The 24,176-nt window shown below is 63.4% G+C and carries 14 protein-coding genes; 5 read left to right on the top strand and 9 right to left on the bottom strand.

Features of this window, described 5'->3' with window-relative positions; genetic code table 11:
• A complete protein-coding gene (gene hpaH, locus EHF33_RS17505) occupies window positions 1-807 on the top strand; it encodes a 2-oxo-hept-4-ene-1,7-dioate hydratase (protein WP_124874578.1) in 807 nt (268 codons plus the stop codon).
• Window positions 808-815: 8 nt separating this feature from the next.
• The gene (gene hpaI / locus EHF33_RS17510; RefSeq protein ID WP_124874580.1) at window positions 816-1,622 is read left to right on the top strand and encodes a 4-hydroxy-2-oxoheptanedioate aldolase; all 807 of its coding nucleotides are present in this window, start codon (window positions 816-818) and stop codon (window positions 1,620-1,622) included.
• 28 nt (window positions 1,623-1,650) lie between these two features.
• On the opposite strand, the gene EHF33_RS17515 is transcribed toward hpaI, so the two are convergent.
• Window positions 1,651-4,887, bottom strand: coding sequence for a diguanylate cyclase domain-containing protein (locus tag EHF33_RS17515; protein ID WP_277425557.1), 3,237 nt, complete (start codon window positions 4,885-4,887; stop codon window positions 1,651-1,653).
• A 241-nt stretch (window positions 4,888-5,128) separates the two neighbouring features.
• Here EHF33_RS17515 and EHF33_RS17520 point away from each other — a divergent pair, with 241 nt between their 5' ends.
• Both EHF33_RS17520 and EHF33_RS17525 read left to right on the top strand, forming a co-directional pair.
• The gene (locus EHF33_RS17520) at window positions 5,129-10,006 is read left to right on the top strand and encodes a glutamate synthase-related protein (protein ID WP_124874584.1); all 4,878 of its coding nucleotides are present in this window, start codon (window positions 5,129-5,131) and stop codon (window positions 10,004-10,006) included.
• Window positions 10,007-10,067: 61 nt separating this feature from the next.
• Window positions 10,068-11,534, top strand: coding sequence for a glutamate synthase subunit beta (locus EHF33_RS17525; RefSeq protein WP_124874586.1), 1,467 nt, complete (start codon window positions 10,068-10,070; stop codon window positions 11,532-11,534).
• 152 nt (window positions 11,535-11,686) lie between these two features.
• Here EHF33_RS17525 and EHF33_RS17530 read toward each other — a convergent pair whose 3' ends face one another.
• The 8 genes from EHF33_RS17530 to EHF33_RS17565 all read right to left on the bottom strand — a co-directional run bounded on the left by EHF33_RS17530 (window position 11,687) and on the right by EHF33_RS17565 (window position 21,680).
• Entirely contained in the window at window positions 11,687-13,963 is a 2,277-nt protein-coding gene (locus EHF33_RS17530; RefSeq protein ID WP_124874588.1) for an HD domain-containing phosphohydrolase, read from the bottom strand.
• 235 nt (window positions 13,964-14,198) lie between these two features.
• On the bottom strand, window positions 14,199-15,668 hold the full coding sequence (locus tag EHF33_RS17535) for a hypothetical protein (protein ID WP_241191393.1): 1,470 nt from the start codon (window positions 15,666-15,668) through the stop codon (window positions 14,199-14,201).
• A complete protein-coding gene (locus EHF33_RS17540) occupies window positions 15,665-16,360 on the bottom strand; it encodes a VWA domain-containing protein (RefSeq protein WP_124874590.1) in 696 nt (231 codons plus the stop codon). The genes EHF33_RS17535 and EHF33_RS17540 overlap by 4 nt, the downstream gene beginning before the upstream one ends.
• A gap of 28 nt (window positions 16,361-16,388) precedes the next feature.
• Window positions 16,389-18,497 (bottom strand): transglycosylase domain-containing protein, encoded by a 2,109-nt coding sequence (locus EHF33_RS17545; RefSeq protein WP_124874592.1) that lies wholly within the window; start codon window positions 18,495-18,497, stop codon window positions 16,389-16,391.
• The gene (locus EHF33_RS17550) at window positions 18,494-18,835 is read right to left on the bottom strand and encodes a hypothetical protein (RefSeq protein ID WP_124874594.1); all 342 of its coding nucleotides are present in this window, start codon (window positions 18,833-18,835) and stop codon (window positions 18,494-18,496) included. Before EHF33_RS17550 ends, EHF33_RS17545 begins: the two co-directional genes overlap by 4 nt.
• An 82-nt stretch (window positions 18,836-18,917) precedes the next feature.
• Entirely contained in the window at window positions 18,918-19,625 is a 708-nt protein-coding gene (locus EHF33_RS17555; RefSeq protein ID WP_241191394.1) for an alpha/beta fold hydrolase, read from the bottom strand.
• The gene (locus tag EHF33_RS17560; RefSeq protein ID WP_124874598.1) at window positions 19,622-21,148 is read right to left on the bottom strand and encodes a GMC family oxidoreductase; all 1,527 of its coding nucleotides are present in this window, start codon (window positions 21,146-21,148) and stop codon (window positions 19,622-19,624) included. Before EHF33_RS17560 ends, EHF33_RS17555 begins: the two co-directional genes overlap by 4 nt.
• Window positions 21,138-21,680 (bottom strand): gluconate 2-dehydrogenase subunit 3 family protein, encoded by a 543-nt coding sequence (locus EHF33_RS17565; protein ID WP_124874600.1) that lies wholly within the window; start codon window positions 21,678-21,680, stop codon window positions 21,138-21,140. Before EHF33_RS17565 ends, EHF33_RS17560 begins: the two co-directional genes overlap by 11 nt.
• 170 nt (window positions 21,681-21,850) lie before the next feature.
• On the opposite strand from EHF33_RS17565, the gene EHF33_RS17570 reads away from it, so the two are divergent.
• Complete coding sequence (locus tag EHF33_RS17570; RefSeq protein ID WP_124874602.1) at window positions 21,851-24,124, top strand: heavy metal translocating P-type ATPase; 2,274 nt, start codon at window positions 21,851-21,853, stop codon at window positions 24,122-24,124.
• The last annotated feature ends 52 nt before the right edge of the window (window positions 24,125-24,176 follow it).

Raw genomic sequence — 24,176 nt, forward strand, 5'->3', positions numbered from 1 at the left:
ATGCTGACGCCCGATCAAATTCAGGACGCGGTGCTCAGGCTCCACGAAGCCGAGCAAACGCGCGTTCAAATTCGTCAACTTTCGCTTCAATATCCCGAAATCACCATTGAAGATGCCTACGCCGTGCAGGCCGCTTGGGTGGCCCACAAAGTCAGCAAGGGGCGCAGTATTTACGGCCACAAAATAGGTCTGACTTCCCGCGCTATGCAAATGTCATCCAATATCAGCGAACCGGATTATGGCGTGCTGCTTGACGATATGGTGTTTAATCAGGGTTCTGAGTTGCCTATTTCACGGTTTACTCAGCCGAAAGTGGAAGTGGAGTTGGCCTTTTTGCTGGAAAGCGACTTGAGCGGCCCCAATTGCAGCGTCTTTGATGTCTTGAAGGCCACAGCTTACGTCGTTCCGGCTATCGAAATCATTGACGCCCGTATCGAGCGCACCGATAAAGAAACCGGCGTAACCCGCAAAGTCTATGACACCATCAGCGACAACGCCGCCAACGCGGGCATCGTTTTGGGGGGCCGTCCCGTGCGTCCTGACGCTGTCGACCTGCGCTGGGTGGGCGCTCTGCTCTACCGCAACGGCGTCATCGAAGAAACCGGCGTGGCGGCTGGTGTGCTCAACCACCCGGCCAACGGCGTGGCGTGGTTGGCCAACAAACTGCACCCGCACGGCGTGACGCTCAGGGCAGGGCAAACCATCTTGGCCGGTTCGTTTACCCGTCCGGTAGACGCTGCGGCGGGCGACACCTTCCACGCCGATTACGGCGAGTTGGGCGGCATTGGGTTCAGGTTTTCCCTGTGAGCAACCTCGTGAATACCTTTGCCCTGCACTTGCAAGCCGGGAAGCCGCAAATCGGGCTGTGGCTGGGCCTGGCCGATTCCTACTGCGCTGAGATCAGCGCCGGAGCGGGCTTCGACTGGCTGTTGATTGACGGCGAACACGCGCCGAATGACGTCCGCAGTACCTTGCGCCAACTTCAAGCGCTGGCGGCTTATCCGGTCACGCCGATCGTGCGCCCGCCCAGCGGCGAACCCTGGATGATCAAGCAGTACCTCGATTTGGGTGTCCAGACCATTTTGGTGCCGATGGTAGAAAGCGCCGAGCAAGCCCGTGAGCTGGTGCGGGCCACCCGCTATCCGCCGCAGGGCATTCGCGGCGTGGGCAGCGCTCTGGCGCGTGCTTCGCGCTGGAACCGCGTGGCCGATTACGTGACGCGGGCCGACGCTGAAATTTGCTTGTTGGTGCAAATCGAGTCGCGCTCCGGCTTGGCGGCCCTAGACGAAATCGCCACCGTAGAAGGGGTAGCGGGCCTGTTCATCGGCCCCGCTGACCTCAGCGCCAGTCTCGGCCACCTCGGAAACCCCAACCACCCCGAAGTCATCAGCGCCATTGAGGACGCGGTTGCCCGCATTCAGGCGGCGGGCAAGGCGGCGGGCATCCTGACCAGCGACGAAGCGCAGGCGAGGCGGTATCTGGAGCTGGGCTGCACCTTCGTGGCAGTGGGAGTAGACACTTCGCTGCTGGCGAGGGCGACGCGGGAACTCGCCAGCAAGTTCAAAGCTGATCTGACGGGCGCGTCCGATCAAGCGGAGGAACGGGGCGGAGCGGTGTACTGAGCAGCACTTTTCCTGCCATCTTTTTTCCTTAACTCTGTAGCCACTGCTTCCAATCTGCCGACCCGCCGGGTTCAGTGAATACCGGCAGCGGCCCGAGCTTGGCGATCAGGGCAGAAAAATACTGGCGCATCTCCGCGTTTGACCCAGCGTGCGCGAGCGCCGCGCTCAGCACGCTGCGGGCAAGTCCTTGCTGACCTTCGCCGCTCAGCACTTCGGCGAGGCCGCCCAGCGCTTCGGCCACCAAAGAAGGTGCGTCGTGTTGCAGCGCCAACGTGCCGCCTTGCCGGTAGGTTTGGCGGGCTTGCGCCAGCTCGCCACTGCGGGTCAAGGCGTGGCCCAAATTGATCAGGGCGTTGGCTTCTTCCCACAGGCGTCCGGCGTCTTGGGCTTGGCGCAGCACTTGGCGGGTCAGTTCAGCGCTGCGCTGGAAGTCGCCGCTGAGCAGCAAGACCCAGGCCAGGCCCGTCAAATTGAGCGTCAGCCCAGCGCGGTGCCCGTAGCGGCGATGAATCTCCAGCGTCCGCTCAAACAACGCTTTGGCGTCGCTGAGACGGCGCTGCTCGGTGGCCACCAACGCCGCCGTGTTCAGGACGTCGCTAAGCAGGAGTTCGCCCCATTCTTCAAGGTGACGCTCGACGTGGTTCACCACAATCCCGATTTGGTGCTGAGCTTCGTTCAGTTGACCCAAATAAACGGCGGCGCGGGCTTGGCCGTCCATCGCCTTTACCCTCAGGCGCAGCGGCAAGTCCGGCTGAGCGCCGATGGCCCGGTAAAGCGCGTGACTCTGGACATACAAGCTGCGGCGGTGGAGCAAGCGGGCTTCGATGAGCGACGCTTCGGCCAGCGAGTTCGGCTGCGTCAGGCCGCTGAGATACGTTTGCGCCGCCGCGTGGTCGCCGCACTGCTGGGCCACCGAAGCGAGGGCCAGTCCAAGGCGCTGACGCCAACCCACGTCCATCGCCGCGCCGCGCTGGAGAGCCAGTTCCAGCTCGGCGCGGGCTTCGGGCAAGTAGCCCCGCGACAAGCGGTAAGGCAGCAAGCTGAGCAGCACCTCGGCCAGCTCGCGGCTTGGCGGAGCGGGGCGCAGCAGCAAACCGGCCACCACCGCCCTCACCGTCGGGTAATGCTGATCGAGTTGCATGTACCAAGCGGCGCTGCCTTCCGGTTGAGCGCCGAGGAGCTGCTGAAGCTGCCTCAGCGCCCGCTGGCCAACTTGGCGGCGCAGGTCAGGTGAAGTGTGCCAAATGGCCTGTGCTCCCGCGCCCAGAGCGCCAGCCAGCCGGTAAAGGCCGCCGCCTACCGCCTGAAGATACTGCTGATCGCGCAGCGCTCCCAACAAAAACGGTGACGCGCCCGACAGCGCTTCTGCCCAGCTCAGTTCAAACGGGCCGCTGACGCTGCTCAGCGCGGCCAGCACCCGGCGTTCGTAACCGCCCAGCAAAAGCCAAGCTGGACAAGGCTCCCCGCTCCCGAGGCGCTGGGCGGCACTGGCCGGATCAGCGCTCAGCAGCGCGGCGGCCGCCGACAAGCGCAGCGGTTCGCCGCTGATCCAATCAGCCATTTGCCTGAGCTGCGCGGTGCTCAGGCGGCTCCGGCTTTTCTCTTGCAGGGCCGCCGTCACGCTTTGCTCGCTGAGCGGCTCCAAAGCCAAGACGCTTTCGTGCTGTGCGCCCAGCGGAGCCCGAGCCGTGACGATAATGCGGCTCAGCGGCGCGGAGGAAAGCAGCGTTTCGAGCATCTGAGCGCTCAACTGCTGCTCGGCAGGTTCATCAAGCAGCAGCAAGGTGGGTTGCCGCGCCAGCAAGCGGCCCAGACTGGCCAAATCGACCCGTTCGCTGGGACGGCCCAACAGCACTTCGGCGAGGCGGGAGAGCGCCATCTCAGGCCCGAGCGTGCCGCTGAGGCTGACACTCTGAACGCGGGCGAAATGACTGCCCAACTCGCCCAAGAGTTGCTCGGCCAAGCGGGTTTTGCCGCGTCCGGCTGGCCCGGTGATGGTGAGCAGGTGGCCCAGACTCAGCCGCTTGACTGCTTCTTGCAGTTCTGCACGCCGGCCATACAGCAGGGGCCGGGGCCACAGCAGCGGCTGGGTCAACTGATAGGCAACGGCTGTTTCCCAGTCGCTCGTCAAACTCGACAGCAGGTGGGTCAGCGTTTCGCGGCGCAGCGAAGCTTCGAGCCGCAGGGCGGCCAGCCAGCGCAGGGTCGGTGCCGGTAAGCCGCCCGCCCGCTGATAAAGCCAGCGGCGCGTCTGCGGCTCCAGCCGTTCGCGGCCTAGCAGCTCACCGAGCGCGTTTTCGCTCAGCGGCTCCAAAGTGATCTGGCTGGAACTCAGCCCGGTGAGTGCGGCGGACGCGGGTTTTCCCGCTTGCCCGCGCAGCACCACCTGAGCGGTGCGCAGCAGCGGTTGCAGAGCTAATAAAGTGGCTGCGTCAAAGCACTCAGGCCGGTCAAGGAGGATGGCCAAGGGCTGGGCGGCGGGGGTCAGGTGCTGGCCGCTGAGGCGCTGCCCGTTCAAGGTGGCCTGATCCCAAACGCCGTAATGCTGGCATTCCCGCGCGGCGCTGCCGGACAGGTGCAGGGTTTGGTAGCCCAGCGTGCGGGCCACCACTTCCAAATGCTGTAAAAAAGCGCTCAGCCCGCCGCCCGGCGGCGCGTGGACGAGGAGTTCGGCGGCTTGGCCCTGAAAGGCCGCCCGCAGAAACTGAGTGCCCTGATCCAAGGCCGGCCCCCGTTCCAAAAGGCGCGGTGTCGGCATTTCAAAAGGACTTTCCACGTCCTGGCTGATGATTTGGGCTTTGCCGCGCCGCTTGGCGGCATATAAGCGCTGGTCGGCCTGGGCCAAGACCTGCCCGAGGTCAGCATTCTGCGCGACTTCGGCAATACCGACACTGACGCTGATAGGTAAGCTGGCCCGCTGCACGCTGCTGAGCAAGTGCTGCGCCCAGAGATGCAGTTCGGCGGCAGGCACCGGAGCCAGCAGAGCGAATTCGTCGCCGCCGAGGCGGTAAGCCTGCCAGTCTGGGCGCTGATGGCTGTCCAGCGCAGCGCTGAGGGTTCTGAGCGCTTGATCTCCAGCCGCGTGGCCCAGCGTGTCATTGATGAGCTTGAGGTGGTCGAGGTCGCACATCAGCAAGCTGGCGGGCCGTTTGCCGCCCAACTGCAAAAAATCAAACGTTAAAGCTGCCCGGAGAGGCAGAAGAGTCAAATCGTCGCGGATGGCCGGCCTCAATCCTTTCTCACTTTCCCTTGGAGCAGAAACCACAAAGCCATTGTGACAAATTAAACGCTGCGGCGCTCAAGATTTTCTCACGTTTGATCCCCAGTACTCAAAGAAATGTGGTCAGGCAGACTCTGCACGGACAGTCTGAAGCCGTCCTCAGCATATTCCACAATGTGAGCGGGCCCCGAGATGCATAAACATACCCCTCGGAGCCTGCTTTTAGATTCGCTATGGTACGCACAGCAACGCCCCGGCTCAGTCCGGCAGCACTGGAGGAACCGCTATGCAGGATCAGCAGGAGCAAAAGAAAAGCCAAGTCGAGATTCAAAATCAAGATACGCCGGTTGCCGAAACGGTAGAATCTGATTTGCATAAAGATTTAAGGCGTGATCCTTCATCTACCAATTCGGCAGATATCTATACCGACGAATCGCGGGCTGAGGCGGCTCAGCAGGGCTTATACAACCCGGCCAACGAACACGACGCTTGCGGGGTCGGCATGGTCGCGCACATCAAAGGCAAAAAGGCCCACAGCATCATTGAGCAGGGCCTCAAGATCTTGGAGAATCTGGATCACCGGGGCGCAGTCGGCGCAGACAAGCTGATGGGCGACGGCGCGGGGATTCTGATTCAGATTCCCGATGAATTCTACCGGGCTGAGATGGCGGCTCAGGGCGTGACATTGCCGCCCGCCGGCGAATACGGCGTCGGGATGATTTTCTTGCCCAAAGAAGCCGCCTCGCGTAGGTTTTGTCAGCAGGAACTCGAGCGGGCCGTTCACGCCGAGGGACAGGTCGTACTGGGCTGGCGCGAAGTGCCGGTTGATAAAAGCATGCCGATGTCGCCCGCCGTACGTGAAAAAGAGCCGGTCATCCGGCAAATTTTTATCGGGCGCGGCCCCGACATTTTGGTGCCCGACGCGCTGGAGCGCAAACTCTACATCATCCGGCGAGTGGCCTCCAACGCCATTCGTTACCTCAACCTGACCCACAGCAGCGAATACTACGTGCCGTCGATGTCGTGCCGCACGGTGATTTACAAGGGCCTGCTGCTGGCGACTCAGGTGGGTCAATATTACCTTGATCTCAAAGACGTGCGGGTCGTTTCGGCCCTCGCCCTTGTTCACCAGCGTTTTTCGACTAATACTTTCCCCGAGTGGCCGCTGGCCCACCCCTACCGGATGGTGGCCCACAACGGCGAGATCAACACCGTCAAGGGCAACTTCAACTGGATGCGGGCACGCGAGGGCGTGATGAGCAGCCCGATTCTGGGCGACGATCTCAAGAAGCTGTATCCGATCAGCTTTGAGGGCGAGTCCGATACCGCCACCTTCGACAACGCGCTCGAACTGCTGACACTGGCAGGCTACCCGATGGCGCAGGCGGCCATGATGCTGATTCCCGAAGCGTGGGAGCAAAACGCTTTGATGGATCAGCAGCGCCGCGCTTTTTATGAGTACCACGCCGCCATGATGGAGCCCTGGGACGGCCCCGCCGCGATGGTCTTCACCGACGGGCGGCAACTCGGTGCGATGCTCGACCGCAACGGCCTGCGCCCGGCCCGCTATATCGTCACCAAAGACGACTTGGTGGTGCTGGCCTCCGAATCGGGCGTGCTGCCGATTCCCGAGCGCCAGATTGTCCGCAAGTGGCGGCTGCAACCTGGCAAGATGTTCATGATCGACTTTGATCAGGGCCGGATCATCGAGGACGACGAACTCAAGGCCCAGTACGCCGGAGCCAAGCCTTACCGCCAGTGGATCGACAACGTGCGGGTCAACCTCAGCCAGATCGACGTGTCCGGTGAGGTCGGCAGCTTCGCCGAGAGCCGTTTAGACCGTCAGCAGGCGTTTGGCTACACCCAAGAAGACCTGAAATTCTTGATGGGGCCGATGGCCGCGCTCGGGGAAGAGGGCATCGGCAGCATGGGCAACGACTCGCCGCTGGCGGTGCTGAGCAGCAGGAGTAAACCGCTCTACAACTATTTCCGGCAACTGTTCGCTCAAGTGACCAACCCGCCGATTGACCCGATCCGCGAGGCCGTCGTGATGTCGCTGCGCAGCTTCATCGGCCCCAAGCCCAACCTGCTCGATATCAACGCGGCCAATCCGACCATGCGCCTAGAAGTCTCGCAGCCGATCTTGGATTTCAATGATATGGCGCGGCTGCGGGCCATCTCCGAGCACACACGCGGCAAATTCAAGCCGCATGAACTCGACATCACCTACCCGGCAGAGTGGGGCCGCGAGGGCGTGGAAGCCAAAATCGCTTCGCTGCGTGCTCAGGCGGTGGACGCCATCAAGGGCGGGGCCAGCATCCTGATTATTTCTGACCGCAGACTCAGCCGCGAGCGCGTGGCAGTGCCCGCCCTGCTGGCGGTGTCAGCCATTCACAATTACCTGGTGCGCGAGGGGCTGCGGACTTCGGCGGGCTTGGTCGTCGAAACTGGCGACGCCCGCGAGATTCACCACTTCGCGGTGCTGGCGGGCTACGGCGCGGAGGCCATCCATCCGTATCTGGCCCTCGAAACCCTGATTTCGCTGCACGCCGATCCCAACGGGCAGGGCGACAGCGCCCACGTCGATAGTGCGCAGGCCATCTACAATTACATCAAAGCCGTCGGCAAGGGCCTCTCTAAGATCATGTCCAAAATGGGCATCAGCACCTACATGAGTTACTGCGGAGCGCAGATTTTTGAAGCGGTGGGCCTGTCGCACGACCTTGTGGACGGGTATTTCCCCGGCACCAGTACCCAGGTCGGCGGCATCGACATTTTTGGAGTGATGGAAGAAGCCATTCGTACCCATGAAGCCGCTTTCGGAGACAATCCGCTGCTGGCCAACATGCTGGACGTGGGCGGCGAGTACGCTTGGCGGGCCAGGGGCGAGGAGCATATGTGGACGCCCGACGCGGTGGCCAAACTCCAGCACGCCGTCCGGGCCAACCAGGCCAAGACCTTCAGCGAATATTCCAGCATCATCAACGACCAGTCCAAGCGCCACATGACCCTGCGTGGGTTGTTCGAGCTTAAAACCGATCCGGCGGCTGCTATTCCACTGGAAGAAGTCGAAGCCGCCTCCGAGATCGTCAAGCGCTTTGCGACGGGAGCGATGTCGCTCGGCAGCATCAGCACCGAGGCGCATACCACGCTGGCCGTCGCCATGAACCGTATCGGTGGCAAGAGCAACACCGGCGAGGGCGGCGAAGACCCGGCCCGCTACCGCGAGGAGCGCAGGGGCAACACCATCAGCGCTGGAACCAAAGTCGGTGACATCCTCGGCGCGGGCCAACTGCTGGCCGACTACGAACTGCAAGATGGCGACAGCCTGCGCAGCAAGATCAAGCAGGTGGCTTCGGGCCGCTTCGGGGTGACCACCGAGTATCTGGTCAGCGCCGACCAGATTCAGATCAAAATGGCGCAGGGAGCCAAGCCCGGCGAGGGCGGCCAACTGCCGGGCGGCAAGGTCAGCGAATACATCGGGATGCTGCGCCACTCGGTGCCGGGCGTGGGCCTGATCTCGCCGCCGCCGCACCACGACATCTACAGCATCGAAGATCTGGCGCAGCTCATCCACGACCTCAAGAATGTCAATCCCAGAGCCGACATCTCGGTCAAATTGGTGTCGGAAGTCGGCATCGGGACGGTGGCGGCAGGCGTCACCAAAGCCAAGGCCGATCATATCGTGGTCGCCGGACACGACGGCGGCACCGGCGCTTCTCCGTACAGCTCGATCAAGCACGCCGGAACGCCCTGGGAACTGGGCCTGGCCGAAACGCAGCAAACACTGGTGCTCAACCGCTTGCGTGACCGGGTGCGAGTGCAGGCCGACGGCCAGATGAAAACCGGACGCGACGTGGTGATCGGCGCTCTCCTCGGCGCAGACGAATTCGGCTTTGCCACTGCGCCGCTGGTGGCCGAGGGCTGCATCATGATGCGCAAATGCCACCTCAATACCTGTCCGGTGGGCGTGGCGACCCAAGACCCTGAACTCCGCAAAAGGTTCGCAGGCAAGCCCGAACACGTCATCAATTTCTTCTTCTTCGTGGCCGAGGAAGTCCGCGCCATCATGGCCTCACTCGGCGTCCGCAAATTTGAAGACCTGGTGGGCCGCAGCGATCTTCTAGACACCCGCAGCGGCATCGAGCACTGGAAAGCGCGGGGTCTGGATTTCAGCCGCGTGTTTTACCGGCCCGAAGGTGATTATCTGCGCCGCCACGAAAGCGGGCAGGATCACGGCCTGGAGCGGGCGCTCGATCACGTGCTGATTCAAAAAGTCCGCGCCGCTTTTAACGGCAGCGAGCCGATTCAGATTTTGCAGCCGGCCCGCAATGTCAACCGCACGGTGGGCGCGATGCTCTCGGGCGAGTTGATTCGCCTGCGCCCGGAAGGCCTGCCGGACGACTTCATTCATGTCCGGATGGAAGGCACCGGCGGCCAGAGCTTCGGCGCGTTCTTGGCGCAGGGCATCACGCTTTACCTGGTCGGCGATGCCAACGACTACACCGGCAAGGGGCTGTCAGGCGGGCGGGTCGTGATTCGCCCGAGCATCGACTTCAGGGGCGACGCCACCAAAAACACGATCGCTGGCAATACCGTGCTGTATGGCGCGACTTCCGGCGAGGCCTTTTTCAGGGGCGTGGCGGGCGAGCGCTTCGCGGTGCGGCTCAGCGGAGCCAGTACGGTGGTCGAGGGCACCGGCGATCACGGCTGCGAATACATGACCGGCGGCACGGTGGTGGTGCTGGGTCAGACCGGGCGCAACTTCGCGGCGGGCATGTCGGGCGGCGTGGCTTACGTCTACGACGAGGACGGCACCTTCAAGCACCGCTGCAACACCACGATGGTGGAGATGGTGCCGCTGCTGTCCGGCGAAGCTCAGCTCGAACAACTGCGCCTCGGCCAGGGCGACGGTCACCTCCACAGAGGCCTGACCGACGAAGAGCAACTCCGCAAGCTGATCGAAGACCACCACGCCTGGACGGGTTCCTTGCGGGCCGGCGACCTGCTCGACCACTGGGAAGCGGCGCTGGGCAAATTCGTCAAAGTCTACCCGCACGAGTACCGCCGGGCGCTGGGCGAGATGAACAGCCTTCAGGTCAGCGAAGCGGCGGGCACCATTCCCGGCGAAGTGGCGGCGGGGATTGCCACGCACACGAAGTAGAGCAGAGTACTTTATTCGCTGGCGCTCATGACCTTATCCCCACCCGCAGGAGAATTCACCAATGGCAAAAATCACCGGATTTTTAGAATACAACCGCGTCAGTGACACCTACGAACCCGCCGACGCCCGCCTGCGGCACTACCGCGAGTTCGTGCACACCCTCAAAGAAGGCGACGCCAAGCAGCAGGCTGCCCGCTGTATGGACTGCGGCATTCCCTTTTGCAACAACGGCTGCCCGGTCAACAACATCATTCCCGATTTCAATGATCTGGTGTACCAAAACGATTGGAAATCGGCCATCGACGTGCTGCATTCCACCAACAACTTTCCCGAATTCACCGGGCGGATTTGTCCCGCGCCCTGCGAGGCGGCCTGCACGCTGAATTTCAACGACGACGCGGTGGGCATCAAGAGCATCGAGCGGGCCATTATCGATAGGGCGTGGCAAGAAGGCTGGGTTACGCCGCAGCCGCCCGCTTTTGTGACCGGCAAAACAGTAGCGGTCATCGGCAGCGGCCCCGCCGGAATGGCCGCCGCGCAGCAACTTGCCCGCGCCGGGCATGCCGTCACGGTCTTCGAGAAAAACGAACGGGTGGGCGGTCTGCTGCGTTACGGCATCCCCGATTTCAAAATGGAAAAGCACCAGATCGACCGCCGGGTCGAGCAGATGCAGGCAGAGGGCGTGGTGTTCCGCACCGGCGTGCTGGTGGGCGAGTTGCCAGAAAAGCTCAAGGTCACCTCGCACCACACCGAGACGGTCAATCCGGACGACCTGAAAGCAGAATTTGACGCCGTGCTGCTCTCCGGCGGGGCCGAGCATCCCCGCGACCTCCCGGTGCCGGGGCGCGAGCTGAGCGGCGTGCATTTTGCAATGGAATTTTTGCCGCAGCAAAATAGAGTCAATCACGGCGGGCCAAGTGACGGGCAGATTCTGGCAACGGGCAAAAACGTGATCGTGATCGGCGGCGGCGACACCGGCTCGGACTGCATGGGCACCAGCCACCGCCAGGGCGCGAAAAGTGTCACCCAGTTCGAGCTGATGCCGATGCCGCCAGAAGAAGAATACAAGCCGCTGAGCTGGCCCTACTGGCCTTACCGCCTGCGCACCAGCAGCAGCCATCAGGAAGGCGGCGTGCGTGAATTTGCCATCGCCACCCGCGAATTTGTCGGTGAAGACGGCAAGCTGACGGGCATCCGCACGGTGCGGGTGCAGTGGGAAGGCGGCAAGATGGTGGAAGTGGAAGGGAGCGAGGAATTTTTACCCGCCGATCTGGTGCTGCTGGCGATGGGTTTCATGAGTCCGGTGGGCGGCATCTTAGAGAAATTCGGCGTGGAGCGCGACGGACGCGGCAACGCTCAGGCCGGAACCGACGACGAGACCGGCTACTTCACCAATGTGCCGGGCGTTTTCGCGGCGGGCGATATGCGGCGCGGTCAGTCGTTGGTGGTCTGGGCCATCCGTGAGGGGCGGCAAGCGGCGCGGGAAATCGACCGCTTTTTGATGGGCACTTCTCTTTTGCCCAGATAAACACTCGGCTATTCCCATTCCCGGCACCACAACCAAACGCTTGCCCTCAAGCGCCGCGCACCTCCCCGCGAAGCCGTGACCCAGATGGTCAGGCTTCAAGGGGAGTTTTTAGGGGCAACGTTGCTTTCACCACTTTCAGGTCAAAACTGCGTTCAGGAGTGGGGCTGAGCGGTGTCTGGGGCAGCCCAGTGAGACGGCTCACGGCTGTGCGGGTCGTCCATCAATTCCACGAAGGCGTCCACCACTTCAGGGTCAAACTGCACGCCGCGCTGGGCGACGATTTCCCAAATGGCGGCTTCCGGCGTCCATTCGGCTTTATAAGGCCGTTCGCTCACCAAGGCGTCGTAGACGTCGGCCACTGCAAAAATGCGGGCCAGCAGCGGGATGTCCTTGCCTGAGACGCCCCTGGGGTAGCCGGCACCGTCCCAGCGTTCATGGTGAAACTCAATGATCTTGCAGGCGTCGGGCGAGACATTGGGAAAATGCTCGGCCAGTTGCGTGCCCAGCTCGACATGCCGCTGCATCAGCGCTTCTTCTTCGGCGTCGAAGGGGCCGGATTTGAGCAGCACGCGGTCAGCCACTTGCAGTTTGCCCAGATCGTGGAGGTAAGCGCCCTGCCTGAGCGCTCCGAGTTGCTCGTCACTCAGGGCCAAGTGCTGGCCGAGTGCGCTGGAGAGCTCTACGACGCGGCGGGTGTGCCCCTGGGTGGCTCCGTCGCGGGTCTCTAGGGCCAGCCCCAGCATCAGCAGGGCGCTTTCCTGATCGGCTTGGTGCTGGTGGCGGCGTTCGTGGGCGGCCATCACAGCGGCGGCCCACAGCGCGAATTCTTTGGCCAATTCCAGTGAGGTGGAACCAAAGGCCGCCGGATCGTGCAGATTGTCGAGATTGAGTTCGGCGACCACTTTGCCCTGCACCACAATCGGAAGCAGCAAATTGGCTTTGATTTCTTGGATGCGCCTGACCGAAGCAGGGATATCCGGCGGCTCCACATCACGCTGGGAATGGAGCTGTAGGGCTTCGCCGGTCAGCAGGCGCGGCTGGCCCTGCTGCAACTGTTTAAGGTCGCCGTGCCAATTTTGCATTTGTGAAAAGGTGTACCGGACGCCGAGCAGCGCTTCGCCGTATCCCACTTCGCCGCGCACCACCCACTCCTCACCGTCGCGCACCGACAAGCTGCCGGCTTCGGCCCCCGGCACGCAGAGGATGGCGGCTCTGAGCAGGCCCGGCAAGTCTGGCTCGTCGCTGCCCTGCTCCGCCAGAAATCTCAGCAGCGAGCGGATGGTGGCCGCGCCGGGAGAAGCGTCGTTAAACGGTGAAGGCGGCAGCGCTTCTGGTCGCGGTTGCCACTCGGCCAGAATTTGATTGCGCCCGGCTCCCTTGGCCAAATACAGCAGCTCATCGGCCCGCTGAAAGGCCTGTTCGCCCTCAGCGACCAAGCCGCCGGATACCGTCAGCGCAAAATTGAGGCTGCTGAAGTGCTTGCGCTGCACTTCGGCCAAAGCCGCTTGCAGCTGCTGAGTGAAGGCCTGCACGGTGTGCTGAGCTTCTGCGTGCTTGACGCTCAGCCGCACCGCGAATTCCTCGCCGCCCACCCGGTAAGCCCGGCTGCGCTCATTGAGGTGAGCACTCAGCACCTTGCTGAACTGCTTAAGCACTTGGTCGCCGTAGAGGTGGCCGTGTTCGTCGTTGACCCGTTTGAAATGGTCGAGGTCGAGCAGCAGCAAAAAACGGGCCTCGGGGTGGTTCGGGCTGAGCGGCGGCTGATCTTCTTCAAAAGCGTAGCGGTTGTGCAGGCCAGTCAGGGCGTCGCGGGTGGCGAGGCGCTGGTAGCGGCGGTTGCTGACCACGGTTTGCCGGGCCAGCGACACCAGCGCGGCCCACAAGCAAAAGCCGGTGATGCTAAAGACCACTTTGATGATGTACAGTTCGGCGGCCACGCTGAATGCCTGCGGGGCCCGCACAAAATTGAGCAGCAAGACGGCGCTGCTCGGCACAAACAGCAGCGCGGCGTACACGGCCCTTTGTTTGAGAGACTGGCCGATTTTGATCTTGCTGCGGCGCAAAAGAGCGGCTATGCCCACCACGCTGGCCAGTTGCAAGCTGGCGATTGCCGCGCCCTGCTGTCCCAAAATCAGCCAGTGATAGAGGGAGAGTGCTGCGCCGATCAGCACTCCCCAGGGCGTGCCCATGAAGCTGCTGGCCAGCGCCACCGGAACTTCCCTGAAATCAAGGTAAAAGCCCGGCGCAAACGTGTGGGTATGCATCAAGCAGGCGAGGCCCGCGCCCAAATACACCAAGCCGCGAAAGACTTTGGTCTTCCAATTTTGCTCGGCGGAAAAGCTCAGGCTCACCAAAATGGCAAACGACGGAAACAAGATCAGCGCAAAGAAAAGACTATCGGTGAGCGACAGCAGCATGGAAAACGTCATCCCCGCTCCGGCAGCCAGCCGCCCAGCCACAGACCAAGCGCCGCTTTGGAGCGCCCATTTGATTTCAATGCTTTCATGCGGCTTTCCTCAACGTGCAGACCATCCCCGCCCTCTCAAGCTGTTTACTGGTGCTCTGAGAATTAAATCACAATAGCGCAGTGGCGTGGGGAATGGAGCCACACCGGAGTGCTGTTTGGCCGAGCTTGTTCGCTCAGCCGAAACAGGGCCAACCCCACTAAAACAACCCTGCCAAGCCGCGCCGCGTTTTGGGAAAACGGGAGCGCTGTACGTCCTGGGCCAGCGTTTCCAGCGCTTTTTGAAGTCCTTGCGCCTCACTTACGATGGCGCTGCTCAGTTCGCTGATCTGGGTATCGCGCTCTTTTTCCCACCAGTTGAGCACCCGCTCATTGAGCTTGGCGTGTTTGGGGCTGCTGATGTCGCGTGGCGGCTGAATGCGGCTGCGGGCGTCTTCAAGCAGCGCCGGTAAGGTGGTGGCGTGGGCGGCGCTACGGAGGTCGCCGCTGGTCTTGAGGTCGGCGACCCGGCGGCTGAGGCGCTCGTCTTCTTGTTGGTGGTGGGCGCGATTGCGGCCCTGAATCAGAGCGGCCCCAATCGCCATGCTGACCAGCGAGACCGTAAAGGCCAGCAGCGACCAGTGTTGCGGGGTGGTCGGTACGTCTGAACTAGGAGCCGAGAGGTCTTGCAAAGTGCTGCTCTGGGCGGCGTTGGCGGCGAGTTGCTGCGTGACTCTTAAGATGCCGTCCCAGTTGAGGTAGCCTTCCACCACCAGATACAGCGAGCTGATCAGCAGGATAGCCGTCAACAGAGACGCCGCGCTCCGCCGCGTGGCGCTGAGCTGGGTGCGGTAAGCCAGTTCTTCGAGCAGCCACAGCAGCAAGACGCTGAACATCACGCCAGCACTGAGAGCAATGATGGTCATATACAGCAGATTGTCAGGGTTGAACAGCAAATTGATGCTGATGCCGCTGATCAGGCCCACGAAAAATTTGCTGAACACCGCAAAAAACGAAAAGGCTTTGGCGCTCAGCGACTTGTCCGGCTCGGGGCGGTAGGGCTGGCCTTCTTTGGCGAGCGAGGCCAGCGCCGCTTGTCCGTAGAGGTCGTCGGCGTCGCGGGTGTACGGGCTGACGCCTTGCTCGATCAAAGCGTCGAAGCGCTGCTGGGTGGCCTGCTCAATCGCTTCGGTGGCCTGAGTGTAGGCCCGCTCGCTGGCGCTGCTCGAATCGTTCATGAACTTGAGGTGCTGCTCTTGGCGCGACCAGGATTGCCGCACGCCCACTCCCGTTTCGGCCAGAGCGCGGGTCAGGGCCGCGTAAGTCACATTGTAATTGACTTCGTACTGGCGCACTCCCAGGTCAAGGACGCGGGCGCGGCGCAGCAAATCCGAGCGCTGGGCTTCGTCGTCGATCAGTTGAATGTCACGCTGCACATCGCTGAGATACGTTTCCAGCTCGGCGGGCGGCAGCACCGGCATGAACTGCTGGGCGCTGAGCGCTTCGGGCGTGGGCAGGGCGGCCAGATGAGATTGATCGACAGCGGGATCGGCGGGCGGCTGTTCATTTTGCACAGCATCGAACACCATATTTAGCTGCCCGTAGGGAGGGGAAAGAGTCTCGCTGGCCGTCTCGGTTTGGTTTTCCTCCATCTGATCTGGCTGTATTTGATTAGGATCAAGCGTGGTCATCGGCGGTCTGCCTTGACAGCGGCGGCAAAGCTCGGATACACGTTGGCGAGGTCGTACGCTCCGGCCAGAATCACCCGTTTGTCGTTGGCGGCCTTGCCGAGCTGGGCCGTGAAGCTGTCGCGGATGCTGCTGCCCGTGGCGTCAGCCTCGGGGCTGAGGCCCGCAATAAAGACGGTGGCGGTGCTGCGGCCCAGCAGTTTGCTGAACACGCTGGGCAAAGTCGAGCGCTGCGGGTCGTCCAGCACGGCTCCGTCGGTAAAGTAAACCACCACGGTCTTGGCGTCTTTGGTGCGCTGCCCCGCCGAAGTGGCAGCGCTGAACCCGGCGGTAATGGCGCTGCCTCTGCCCTTGCAGGGAGCGGTCAAGGCGTTGGAATAGCGCAAAATATCGCTCTTGGGCATCCGAGCGCCGTTGGCCCCCTGGTACTGGAAATCGGCGATGGTCTTGACGCCGCTACAGACTTGCAGCAAGGTCACGCTGTCGCCACTCTTGACCTGATTGAGCATGACATTCTGGGCGATGAGGCGGGCCTGCGGCGCGTACTGAAACGCCGGATTTTTGCTGCTGCCGGTCATGTCCACGGCGATCACCATGTGGATGGGCGGAGAACTCAGCCCCAGCACCGAGGCCGCGCTGAGCGGGGTGGGCACGAGCAAGCTGGAAAGGAGAGGAAACAGGGCAAAACTGGTCATAAAAGAAGTCTCCACGTTGAAAATCGTTTTAAGGTGAGGAAGTCGGCGCGGGATTTTGCGGTGGGTTTTGCAGCACGATGCCCGCTTCCGGCACCGCCGCGCCGTCCACGCGCCGCAGTCCGGTGGGCATCGGCAATTCGGTGAGGGTGTGCGGCAGCTGGCGCAAAAAACTGATCTCGCGGCAAGCGGCCTGGTGGCGGTAGAGGTCGGTGGGCACGGCTGAGACGCCGCTGGGATCGCCCAGCCAGACGGCCATGGCGTATTCCGGCGTGACGCCCGCGCACCAGGTGTCGTTCACGTTGTCGCTGGTGCCGGACTTGGCCCCGAGCTGCGCCGCGCTGCCCAGCAGGCCCGAAAAAAAGGATGGCCGCAAAAACTTGACGTGCGAAGCGTCACCCGACACCGCTGCGGTCAGCATGTCAAACGTCTGGTACGCCACGCGGCTGTCCCACAGCGGAACGCAGCTTCGCGGCGGCAACGGCAAGCGCCGCCCCGAAGCGTCGTAGACCGCCGCCAGCAGATGCGGCGGACACCAGCTGCCCCCGTTGGCGAAGCTGGCATACGCGCCCGCGACTTGCAGCGGTGAGGCCCGCCAGGTTCCGAGGGCCGGGCTGGAGGTGTTGGCCGCGTCTTTGGTGTAGCCCACCGCGCTCAGCGCCCTTGTCAGCGGCTGCTGATACTGCAAGCCGACCTGCACCGCCACGGTGTTGAGCGAGCGGGTGTCGGCCTCGCGGACGGTCACGCTCTGGTTCAGGAAGGTGCCGGTGTTGTTGCCAATCGCCTGCCCATAATAGCTGGTCGGCTGATCGCGGAAGCGGCTGAGCTGATTGAGGCTGCCCGCTCCCTGCCCGAAAGCGGCGGAATACAGCAGCGGTTTGACGGTGCTGGCCACCGGGCGGCGGGCGCTGACGGCCCACTGCTGGCCCGACTCGCCGCTGAGGTTGCCGCCGGTGCTGCTCGCCAGGGCCAGAATCCCGCCGTCGGCCACGTTGATGACGGCGGCCCCTTCGCCCACGTTGGCCCGGTTCTCGCTGACGCGGGCATTCAGATCGCGCTGGGCCTGCGCGTCGATGGTCAGGGTCACGGTGGCGGCGCGGGCGGGCGAAATGCCGCTCTGCTGCAACTCGCGCTTGACCAGGGCCTGCAAAGTCCAGGCTGGATCGGGGTCGCTGCGGTAATCGGGGTTGCGGCTGGCCCGCGCCACCATCAGGTTGGGACCGTATCCAGCGTAGTCCACCCGCCAGAGGCTCGGCTGCACCTGCTCGCCCACTGCCTGCGCGTACTGGTCGTCGGTAATCAGGGTGTGAGTGTGCAGCAGCCCCAGCGTAAGAAGCTGCTGCGCCCGCATGGCCCGGAACCGTTCGGTGGAGTCGGTCAGCGGGGTTTTATCCGTCACCAGATAAGTGCTGGGGCGCGGCAGCAATCCCACCAGAAAAGCACTCTGGGCCAGGCTCAGATCGCTGGCAGGCACCCCGAACATGATGCGGGCAGCGTCGTGAATGCCCTTGCGCTGGCCGATGCCCAGCCAGGGCAAGCTGTTGACGCTCATCTCCAGCACCTCAGCCTTGCTGTAGCGCAGGCTCAGCAGCGGGGCCAGCACGTACTCGGCGGCTTTTCTGAAAATGCCCGCCACGTCGCGGCTCACACCGGTGCGACCAGTATCGTAGTCGAAGTGCCCGGCCAGCACGTTGTTTTTGAGCAGCTGCATGGTGAGGGTGCTGCCCCCCGCGCGGCTGAGCAGCGACTTGGGAATGCGCCCCAGATCGATGCCGGGGTGCCCAAAGTAGCGCACGTCTTCCTTGCTGATATACGCCAGCAAAAATTCCCTGGAGACGGCGGATAGTGGCAGGGTCAGCGTCTCGCGACACGGTACCGGGTTGCTGGGTTGCTGGCCCTGCACCTCGTCGCAGTGGTCGATCACGCCCATATCGTTGCCTTTGTTGTCCAGCACCCGGATCGGCTCGATCTGGTCTTTGAGATTCCAGGTTTTGGAGAGCGAGCCGGTCAGCGCCGCGCCTGCCAGCCCGGTCAGCAAAGTCAGCACCGTGACAATGCCGACGCCCGCCAGCAGCCATCTGAGCAGCCGCCAGATCAGGGCTGGGCGGCGCGGCGAAGTGAACAGGGGAGAAACGCTCAACGCCCCAGATCCGCCAGATGAGTCGCCACCGCCGCGAACTGGGCTTCGCGGTTGAATTGGTTGTAGAGGGCCGAGCCGCCGATCAGCAAAACGACCACTGTGCCGAGGGCGGCCAGAGCAGTCACGCTCCGCTGGCCCCAATGGGCGGGCGTCCGACTGGCGCGGGCCGGACGCGGTTGAGACAGGGGGCGCGGCTTGCCCGCTTTGCCCGGAGACAGGCGGGGCTGAGTGGAGTGTGGCTGGGCACGGCGCTGAAAACGAGGCGAACTCAGGCCACCCCAATTAAGGCCGCTCAGGGGGCCGCTGGTGTAAGGTTTAGGCTTCCGAACAAACCGCATACCGCTCAGTCTAGAGAAGCAATTCTGAGTTTTACGTCCGCCTTTCTGATGATATTCCCATAAAGGGCGTGAGGGGCGCTGTTCAGCCGTTCAAAGCGGTCAAGACATGCTGCGGCGCTTCCAGCGGCATCAGGTGTCCGCAGCCCCGCACGGCAGTGGCCCGCGCTCCCGGTAAGTTCGCCAGCACCTGAGAGCGGATGGTGTCTGCGTCAATCGCTGGATCGTCCTCCGAAAACAGCACCTGAATGGGCAGGGTCAACCTGCTGATCTCGCCGCTGATGTCCTCGCGGCTGCCCACGTCTGGCCAGGCTTGCCAGGCGTCCCGGCTGGCCCGCTGGCCGTCTTGGATAAATTGCTGGCGGTCTGGCTCGGCCAGCGGCTCAAGCGTGATGTGCTTTTGCTGCGCGTCCAGCGCCGCCGAGTCGCCGTAAGCCGAGCGCAATTCAGCGCGGCCCTCCTCGGTCATCGGCTCCGGTGTGGGCGGCGAGGGAGCCACCAACAACAGTTCGGTCACCAGCGCCGGAAATCGGGCGGCCAGCAGCAGCACCACTTTGCCGCCCATCGAGTGCCCCACCAGCTTGAATGGCCCGCCGCCTGCGGCCTGCAACACGTCCGCCAATTGCCCGGCCATGTCTCCGGTGGTCTGGCCCAGCTTTCCGAGCGCCGCCGCGTCCCCGAAGCCCATCAAATCTGGGGTCAGCGGCTCTGCGGCGAGCCCAGCGCGAACCCGCCGCCACAAATGCGCAGAAGTGCCGAAGCCGTGAACCAGCACCAGACGCGGTTCGCTCACGCTTTCAACTCGGCAATCAGGGCGTCGGCGGTTCGCAGGCTCAGCGCCATCTGGGTCAGGCCCGGATTGACGCTCAGCGAACTGGGAAAGGTGGAGTTGTCGCAAATCCACAATCCCGGCGTGTCGTGAGAGCGTCCGAAGGCGTCCACCACATTGCTGCTCGGGTCGTGGCCCATCCGGGCGGTGCCGATGGTGTGTGCAGCGCGGGGCAGCGCCCAGACTTCGCGTGCGCCGATCTTGGCCCAGAGGTCACGCATCACCGTTTCGGCGTGTTTGGCCATCCGGTGCTCGTTCTCACCGAAGCTGAAGTGAATCAGCGGTTTGGGCAGCCCGCGCTCGTCGAGTTCGCTGGACAGTTCGAGGAAATTCCCGGCGTAAGGCAGGCATTCGCCCAAGACATTGATGCCCGCCACGTGGTTGTACTGGCTCAGGTGCTCGCTGAGGGCTGCGCCCCATTTGCCGGTGCCGCGTGCGTACTGGGTGGCATAGGTCACTGGCATGACGCCCAGCGATTGCAGCAGGTAGCCGCCGACCAGCCCCGGTATCCGGTGGAAATCCTCGCTGATCAGGCCGCCGGGAATGCCTTTATAGGGCCGCAGATCGTCGTCCACCAGGCCCCAGACCTGCACCCCGACGTGGGCCATGAAGTTGCGCCCGACCTGCTCACTGCTATTCCCGACGCCGCTGAGCAGCAGCAGCCGGGGCGTTTCGATGGCCCCCGCCGCCAGCACCACTTGCCGGGCGTGCAGGGTCTGGGTTTTGCCGCCGCGCACGAATTCTGCTCCGCTGACACGGCCTCCCTTCATCAGCAGCTTGGTGACCTGTGCCCCCTCCCAGATGGTTGCGCCCCTCGCCTCGGCCAGCGCCAGATAGGTTACGTCCAGACTGGCTTTGGCCCCGGTGGAGCAGCCCGCTTGACAAAAACCCCGGTTGCTGCACGCCGGGCGCAGACCGTAACCTTCCTGCTCCTGGGGTCGGCTCAGCGCCGCGTTGGCCGCCGCCGAGGTGCGGATGCCGCTTTGCTGGGCGGCCTGCTCCATTAGCAGCGCCGCGCCGTTGAGTGGCAAGGCCGGGTGTGGGTAAGGCCGCTGACGGGGCGGCCCCCAGGGGTACTCGCTGGGGCCGGACACGCCCAGGAACTGCTCGACCTCGTCGTAATACGGTTCCAAGTCGGCGTAGCTCAGCGGCCAGTCCACGCCCTGACCAAATTCCTTAAGCAGCTCAAAGTCGTCGGGCTGGGCGCGGGGAGTGTAAGCAGTGTAGTGCAGGGTGCTGCCGCCGACTCCGCGCCCGGAGTTGTTGCGCCCGAAGCCCACCGGGTCTTTGCCCGCCGACAGCCGCTCGTCCATCCAAAACAGCCCGGCCTGCGCCACTTCGTCGGTGGGCATCTCGGCGGGGCGGTGGCGCACGCCCGCTTCGAGGGCCAGCACCCGCAGCCCAGCGGCGGCCAGGCGGGCCAGCAGCGGCGCTCCGCCCGCTCCGGTGCCGATCACCAGCACGTCCAGCTCAGGATTATTGGTCATTTCCGGACTCCCCGTAAGCGATCTCCCGCGCTTCCAATTCATTCGGCCCTACCCTCGGCCAGCCCGGCGCGTCCATAAATCCGGCGTAGCCAAAGCGGTACTGGGTCAAGGGGTGGGCCATAAAACCTTCGGTCAGCTCGGCCAGAAGGTCTTCAAACGGGTGCGGCTGACTGGCTTGCAACTCGTGAATGGCGGCGTCCTGCTCGTCACCGGAGAGCGTTTCAAAGTTGCTTGGCAAGGCCGCCAGCAGCCCCTGATACGCCGGGCCGTCAGCGGGGGTGTCGGCGTAGCGCCAGCCGTCCGATAAGTTTTGGTGGAGACGCTGGTCGATTAGGCCGCTCAAGTCCATCTCGGCGGGGTCGTGCGGCACCAGTCGGACGGCCACCGCTCGCAGCCGAGCGAACTCTGTTTCGCTCAGAAATTGCCGCTCATAGCGGGCGTCCAGCCGCTCCAGCAGGGTGGCGCGGGTCGGAGCTGTTACGGCTGGCCCGTTGAGGGCGGCGATCACGGCGGCGCGTTCTTGGGCGCTCATGGCTGGCCCGCTTTCGGGTTCTGGACGAGTGGAAACGGAATCAAGGCTTTCATCCGCTTCAACGTGTCAAACCTTGCAGCGGCGCTTGGTAATCTTGGCTGCTATCGGGTGCTGACCTGGCCTTCCACGCTCAAACCAACATATGAGCAGTCATTCAGGTATACTGAGACATGACCCGTCCTCCTTCCTTGCCTTCCGTCTCCGAGGCTTCTAGCCTGACCTACTTCGTGGAGGGCATGGACTGCGCCAGTTGCGTGCAAAAAGTCGAGCGGGTGGTGGGGCGTTTGCCCGGCACCGGGGAAGTCAAGACCAGTTTCACCAAGCAGACCCTGATCCTTGAACTTGACGAAGCCCAGACTCCGCGCCAGACCCTGGAAACCCATTTGCGTTCACTCGGCTACACGCCGACGCTGCGGGCTGCTCCCGTTCAACCCAAAAGCCCCGAGCATGGTCATGCGGGCCACGACCACGACTCGCATGACCATGCTCGACAGGATCACGCGGGCCACACCCATGAAGTCCTGCCGCCCAACACCCTCTGGTACAAAGGCACTCAGGGCAAATTGGTGCTGACCTCGGGTGTGCTGCTGGCGCTGGCGTGGGTGTTCGGCTTCGTGGCTCCTCAGCTCGCCCTCTACGGCTACGTGGCCGCCACCTTACTGGGCGTCTGGCCACTGGCCAAAAGTGCGGTGGCGAGTGCCCGGTTGGGCGACTTTTTCAGCATCAACTTGCTGGTGTCACTCGCGGCCATCGGTGCGGTGCTGATCGGGCAAGCGGCGGAGGGCGCGGTGGTGGTGTTCTTCTTCGCGGTGGGCGAACTCCTCGAAGGTGTGGCGGCGGGCCGGGCGCGGGCGGGCATTCAGGCGCTCTCGGCCCTGACGCCCAAGACAGCGCTCCTGATGGACGGCAACGAGATGCGCGAAGTGCCCGCCGACACCCTGGAAGTCGGGCAAATGGTGCAGGTGCGCCCCGGCAGCCGGGTGCCCGCCGACGGCAGCATCACGGCGGGTCAATCGAGCTTAGATGACAGCCCCGTAACCGGCGAGAGTATGCCGGTGGACAAAAACGTGGGCGACGCGGTGTTCGCAGGCAGCATCAACGGCAGCGGTGTATTGACCGTCAAGGTCGACAAGGCCGCCGCCGACAACACCATCGCCCGCATCATTCACCTGGTCGAGGAAGCTGAGGGCAGCAAGGCTCCCACCGCCCGCTTCATCGACCGCTTCAGCCGCCTCTACACACCGGGCGTGGTGCTGGTGTCGGCGCTGGTGGCGCTTATTCCGCCGCTGCTGCTGGGGGCCGAGTGGCATCTGTGGCTTTACAAGAGCATCACCTTGCTGCTGATCGGTTGCCCCTGCGCTTTGGTGCTGAGCGTGCCCGCCGCGATTACCAGCGCCGTGAGCGCGGGCACCCGGCGCGGACTGCTGATCAAGGGCGGCGCGGCGCTGGAAACCATCGGCAGTGTCAAAACGGTGGCCTTCGACAAAACCGGCACCCTGACGGCGGGCCAGCCGCGCGTCACCGACGTGCTGGGCGCGGCCTTGTCAGAGTCGGAAGTGCTGCGCCTCGCCGCCGCCGTGGAAGCTGGAAGCTCGCATCCGCTGGCGCAGGCCATCAGCGGCGCGGCCAAGTCGGCGGGCCTGAGTGTGCCTGCTGCTGAAGCCGCCGCCGCCCTCGCCGGAAAAGGCGTGACGGCCACCGTGGAAGGCCGCCCCCTGTTTGTCAGCTCGCCCAAGCATGTCGCCAGCACCTTAAACCTCGCGCCAGATCTTCAGCAACGCCTCACGGCCTTTGAAGAAGCCGGGAAAACCGTGGTGGTGCTGCACAGTTCGGATCAGGTGCTGGGTGTGGTGGCTATTCGCGACGAAGCCAGACCCGACGCGGCGCAGGCGATTGCCCGCCTCAAAGCGATGGGTGTCAAGACTGTGATGTTGACCGGCGACAATGCCCGCACCGGCAAAGCCATTGCCGCTCAGTTGGGCCTGGACGTGCGGGCCGAACTGCTTCCCGAAGACAAGCTGCGCTTAATTGGCGAGCTGCGCCAAGACGGCGATGTGGCGATGGTCGGTGACGGCATCAACGACGCTCCGGCGCTTGCCAAAGCTGATGTCGGCATTGCCATGGGAGGCGGCACCGACGTGGCCCTCGAAGCTGCCGACGCCGCCTTGCTGCGTGGACGGGTTTCGGGCGTGGCCGATCTGGTGCAGCTTTCGCGCGACACCATGACCAACATCCGCTGGAATATCGGCTTTGCGCTGGGTCTCAAAGCCATTTTCCTGGTCACCACTCTGCTCGGCTACACCAATCTGTGGATGGCGATTCTGGCCGACACTGGGGCCACTGCCATCGTGACTGCCAACGCCCTGCGTTTGCTGGGTTGGCGAGGCAAAGAGGACGCGGCGACTGTGCCCGTCAGCGGCCCAGCTTTACACAGCGGGGCTTGATAAAAGTTCAGGTTCGGTTTGGCTCCTGAGCTTTTGAAGCAGAATTCAAAAC

Origin of the sequence: Deinococcus psychrotolerans, from assembly GCF_003860465.1 — a bacterium.
Classification (GTDB): domain Bacteria; phylum Deinococcota; class Deinococci; order Deinococcales; family Deinococcaceae; genus Deinococcus; species Deinococcus psychrotolerans.